5 protein-coding genes are annotated in these 4,931 nt (G+C 68.0%); 4 read left to right on the top strand and 1 reads right to left on the bottom strand.

Translation table 11 applies throughout. The features are described from left to right. Positions 1–109: 109 nt before the first annotated feature. Positions 110–1,228, bottom strand: coding sequence for a mannose-1-phosphate guanylyltransferase (locus tag DBR36_RS15590; RefSeq protein ID WP_108320628.1), 1,119 nt, complete (start codon positions 1,226–1,228; stop codon positions 110–112). A 211-nt stretch (positions 1,229–1,439) separates the two neighbouring features. Between DBR36_RS15590 and sdhC the strand changes: the two genes are divergently transcribed. The 4 genes from sdhC to DBR36_RS15570 form a co-directional block, all read left to right on the top strand. After that, positions 1,440–1,874, top strand: a complete 435-nt coding sequence (sdhC, locus tag DBR36_RS15585; protein WP_108320627.1) for a succinate dehydrogenase, cytochrome b556 subunit — start codon at positions 1,440–1,442, stop codon at positions 1,872–1,874. Continuing rightward, positions 1,874–2,332 (top strand): succinate dehydrogenase hydrophobic membrane anchor subunit, encoded by a 459-nt coding sequence (locus DBR36_RS15580; protein ID WP_108320626.1) that lies wholly within the window; start codon positions 1,874–1,876, stop codon positions 2,330–2,332. Before sdhC ends, DBR36_RS15580 begins: the two co-directional genes overlap by 1 nt. A gap of 46 nt (positions 2,333–2,378) precedes the next feature. Further along, positions 2,379–4,208 carry a succinate dehydrogenase flavoprotein subunit gene (sdhA, locus tag DBR36_RS15575; protein ID WP_108320625.1) on the top strand — a complete coding sequence of 610 codons (1,830 nt, stop codon included), beginning with the start codon at positions 2,379–2,381 and terminating at the stop codon, positions 4,206–4,208. Between the two features lies 1 nt (position 4,209). After that, positions 4,210–4,931 (top strand): succinate dehydrogenase iron-sulfur subunit (locus tag DBR36_RS15570; RefSeq protein WP_108320642.1); only part of this gene is annotated, 722 nt, incomplete at its 3' end.

Here is a 4,931-nt window from a genome sequence, read left to right as displayed (position 1 = left end):
GAGAGGCCCCGTGCACGCCAATGGTTACAAAGACGCAATCTCGCGTGACGCGCCCGCCACACACGCGGGCCGAACCGGAACTGGATGCCACGGAGTGTGGCATCCGGTGTCAGAGGACGTCGCCGCGGCCGGTGAGCTTGAGCGCGTCGACGACGCCCTTGACGCGCTGGGCGTTCTCGCTCGTCGTGACGAGCAGCGCGTCCGGGGTGTCGACCACGACGATGTCGCGCACGCCGATGAGGCTGATGACGCGCTTGGTCTGCGAGACGACGATGCCGCTCGAGGCGTCCGACAGCACGCGCGCGTCCTCGCCGAGGATCGCGAGCTCGTTGCGCCCGCCCGAGGAGTTGAGCTTGGACAGGCTGGCGAAGTCGCCGACGTCGTCCCAGTCGAAGTGCCCGGGGATCACCGCGAGTCGGCCCTTCTCGGCGGCCGGCTCGGCGACCGAGTAGTCGATCGCGATCTTCTTCAGCTCCGGCCAGATGCGGTCGACGGCGGGGCCGCGGCGGTCGCGGTCGTCCCACGCCGCGGCGAGCTCGAGGAGCCCGGCGTGCAGCTCGGGCTCGTTCACGGCGAGCTCGGCCAGCAGCACGTCGGCACGGGTGATGAACATGCCCGCGTTCCACAGGTACGACCGGTCCGCGAAGTACTGCTTCGCGGTCTCGAGGTCGGGCTTCTCGACGAAGCGCTCGACCATGTACGCCTCGGGGGCGCCGTCGACGATCAGCTCGTCGGCCTGCTTGATGTACCCGAAGCCGACCGAGGCCTCGGCGGGCTGGATGCCGATGGTGCAGATGTACCCGGCACGGGCGACGGCGACGGCCTGGCGCACGGCGAAGTCGAACTGGCGGGTCTGACGGATGACGTGGTCGGCGGCGAACGAGCCGGTGATCACATCGGGCTCGCGACGCACCAGGATGGCGGCGGCGAGGCCGATGGCGGCCGAGGAGTCGCGCGGTTCGGACTCGAGGAAGACGTTGTGGTCGGGGACGCCCGGCAGCTCGCGCTCGACCGCGGCGCGGTGCGCGCGCCCGGTGACGACCGCGATGCGGTCCTCTCCCGACAGCGGCGCGAGGCGGTCCCACGTGTCGCGCAGCAGCGTCTGCCCCGACCCGGTCAGGTCGTGCAGGAACTTGGGCGCGTCGGCGCGCGAGAGCGGCCAGAGGCGGCTCCCGATGCCCCCGGCGGGGATCACGGCGTAGAAGTCGTCGATAGCGAGGTCGGCCATGGCACCGACCCTACTGCCCGCGCCACTCCTGCCCCGATCGGCCGTCCTCGCGCGACGGGCGCGGCATCCCGGAAAATATCTCGATATCGAGAGAGTCTTAGGACGGCCTAATCCCCGCGGTTCATAGGCCGGACGTAGTATTCAGGAGCGCCCGTGTGACGCTCGGGGCCTGTGCGGGCCCCCACACCGTGTTCGATCAGGGAGGACGACCGTGTCAGCACCAGCACGTGCCACGCCGTCGGTGAAGGAAACGACGTCGAAGAGGCCGCGCGGCACTCTCTACCGCGGTCGCGAGGGGATGTGGTCCTGGGTCCTGCACCGCATCACCGGTGTGGCGATCTTCTTCTTCCTGCTCGTGCACATCCTCGACACGGCACTCATCCGCGTCTCGCCCGAGGCGTACGACGCCGTCATCGGCACGTACAAGAACCCGGTCATGGGTCTCGGCGAGGTCGCTCTGGTCGGCGCGATCGCCTACCACGCCTTCAACGGCCTGCGCATCATCCTGGTCGACTTCTGGCCCTGGGCCACCCGCCACCAGCGTCAGCTGTGGTGGGGCGTGCTCGGCCTCTGGGTCGTCACCATGGCGGGCTTCACCCCGCGCCACCTGATCAACGTCTTCAGCGCCGTCACCGGGAGCCACTGATGTCCGTCGCCCAAGAAGCCGCCACGATCCCCGCTCCGCGCACGCCCAGCGTCCGCAAGAAGGGCTCCAACCTCGAGAAGTGGGGCTGGATCTACATGCGCGCCTCCGGCGTGCTGCTGATCGTCCTGATCTTCGGCCACCTGTTCGTCAACCTGATGACGGGCGACGGCATCCACCAGATCGACTTCGCGTTCGTCGCGGGCAAGCTCGCCTCGCCGTTCTGGCAGTGGTGGGACGTGCTCATGCTGTGGCTCGCGCTGATCCACGGCGCGAACGGCATGCGCACGATCGTCAACGACTACGTCACGAACGCCAAGATCCGCACGATCCTCGTCGGGTCGCTGTGGGTGTCGGCCGGGTTCCTGATCCTGCTCGGCACGCTCGTCGTCTTCACGTTCGACCCCTGCCTCGGCGTGACCGAGAGCAGCTCCCTGTGGGACGTGTGCCAGGCGGCGTGAGCCGGCGGCATCCCTTCTTTCCCCTGACAGCAGAGGTATTGCACACGTGAGCACTCAGACCAGCTCGGACTCGATCGTCAAGGACGGCGTCCACTACCACCAGTTCGACGTCGTCATCGTCGGCGCCGGCGGTGCCGGCATGCGCGCCGCCATCGAGGCGGGGCCCGGCGCCAAGACGGCCGTCATCTCGAAGCTGTACCCCACCCGCTCGCACACGGGTGCGGCGCAGGGCGGTATGGCCGCGGCCCTCGCCAACGTCGAAGAGGACTCCTGGGAGTGGCACACCTTCGACACCATCAAGGGCGGCGACTACCTCGTCGACCAGGATGCCGCCGAGATCCTCGCCAAAGAGGCCATCGACGCCGTCATCGACCTCGAGAACATGGGTCTGCCCTTCAACCGCACGCCCGAGGGCAAGATCGACCAGCGTCGCTTCGGCGGCCACACGGCCGACCACGGCAAGACGCCCGTGCGACGCGCGTGCTACGCCGCCGACCGCACCGGCCACATGATCCTGCAGACGCTGTTCCAGAACTGCGTCAAGCTCGGCATCAACTTCTTCAACGAGTTCTACGTGCTCGACCTGATCACGGTGAAGGACGCCGCGGGCAAGACCCAGGTCGCCGGCGTCGTCGCCTACGACCTCGCCACGGGAGAGCTGCACGTCTTCCAGTCCAAGGCCGTCGTTTTCGCGACCGGCGGCTTCGGCAAGATCTTCAAGACCACCTCGAACGCGCACACCCTCACCGGCGACGGCGTCGGGATCGTCTGGCGCAAGGGCCTGCCGCTCGAGGACATGGAGTTCTTCCAGTTCCACCCGACCGGCCTGGCCGGCCTCGGCATCCTGCTCACCGAGGGCGCCCGCGGTGAGGGCGCGATCCTGCGCAACGCGAGCGGCGAGCGGTTCATGGAGCGCTACGCCCCCACCATCAAGGACCTCGCCCCGCGTGACATCGTCGCGCGCTGCATGGTCCAAGAGGTGGCCGAGGGCCGCGGCGCGGGCCCCCACCGCGACTACGTGCTGCTGGACTGCACGCACCTGGGCGCCGAGGTGCTCGAGACCAAGCTCCCCGACATCACCGAGTTCGCCCGCACGTACCTGGGCGTCGACCCGGTCGTCGAGCCCGTCCCGGTCATGCCGACCGCGCACTACGCGATGGGCGGCATCCCCACCAACATCAAGGCCGAGGTGCTCGCCGACAACGACACCGTCGTCCCGGGCCTGTACGCCGCCGGCGAGTGCGCGTGCGTCTCGGTGCACGGCTCGAACCGGCTGGGCACCAACTCGCTGCTGGACATCAACGTCTTCGGCAAGCGCGCCGGCCGCAACGCGGTCGAGTACGTCAAGACCGCCGAGTTCGTCCCCCTGCCCGACGACCCCGCCGCCGAGGTGCGCGGTCTCATCGAGAGCCTGCGCAACAACACCGGCACCGAGCGCATCGCGGTGCTGCGCAAGACCCTGCAGGACGAGATGGACAAGGGCGCGCAGGTCTTCCGCACGCACGAGTCGCTGTCGAAGGTCCTGGACGTCATCGCCGACCTGCGCGAGCGCTACAAGAACATCCACGTCGACGACAAGGGCAAGCGTTTCAACACCGACCTGCTCGAGGCCGTCGAGCTCGGCTTCCTGCTCGACCTCGCCGAGGTCGTCGTCTACTCGGCGCAGAACCGCGAAGAGAGCCGTGGCGGTCACATGCGCGACGACTTCCCCACGCGCGACGACGAGAAGTACATGCAGCACACCATGGCGTACCTGTCGGGCGACCCGCACTCGTCGCACCCCGCCGACCACATCGAACTCGGTTGGAAACCCGTCGTGTTCACCAAGAACGAGGCCGGGGAGCTGCGCTACCCGCCGCTGGAGAGGAAGTACTGAGATGGCATCCACCGTCATCGAGCAGGTCGACACCTCGGAAGAGGTCGAGCAGACTCCTGAGGACACCGGCATCCAGTCGTTCCTCGTCACCTTCAACATCCGCCGCTTCGATCCCGAGGTCGACGACGAGCCCCGATGGGTCGACTACGACGTGGAGCTGTACTCCACCGACCGCGTGCTCGACGCCCTGCACAAGATCAAGTGGGAGGTCGACGGTTCGCTGTCGTTCCGCCGCTCGTGCGCGCACGGCATCTGCGGGTCCGACGCGATGCGCATCAACGGCCGCAACCGCCTGGCCTGCAAGACGCTGATCAAGGATCTCGACATCTCGCAGCCGATCTACGTCGAGGCGATCAAGGGCCTGCCGCTCGAGAAGGACCTCATCGTCGACATGGAGCCGTTCTTCGCCTCCTACCGCGAGGTCCAGCCGTTCCTCATCTCGAACTCCAAGCCCGAGGCGGGCAAGGAGCGCGTGCAGTCGATCGTCGACCGCGAGGTCTTCGACGACACCACCAAGTGCATCCTGTGCGCCGCGTGCACCTCGTCGTGCCCCGTTTTCTGGACCGACGGGCAGTACTTCGGTCCCGCCGCGATCGTGAACGCGCACCGCTTCATCTTCGACTCGCGCGACGACGCCGGCGACGTGCGTCTGGACATCCTCAACGACAAAGAGGGCGTGTGGCGCTGCCGCACCACCTTCAACTGCACCGAGGCGTGCCCCCG

This window comes from Microbacterium sp. HMWF026, from assembly GCF_003061325.1.
GTDB classification, from domain to species: Bacteria; Actinomycetota; Actinomycetes; order Actinomycetales; family Microbacteriaceae; genus Microbacterium; species Microbacterium testaceum_E.
The sequence above is the reverse complement of the archived record's forward strand: the minus strand, read 5'-3'. Positions and strand labels throughout refer to the sequence as shown.

Bases quoted from the DNA above. Each gene is read 5' to 3' on its own strand.
- DBR36_RS15590 (WP_108320628.1), bottom strand. From the start codon at position 1,228: ATGGCCGACCTCGCTATCGACGACTTCTACGCCGTGATCCCCGCCGGG.
- DBR36_RS15580 (WP_108320626.1), top strand. From the start codon at position 1,874: ATGTCCGTCGCCCAAGAAGCCGCCACGATCCCCGCTCCGCGCACGCCC.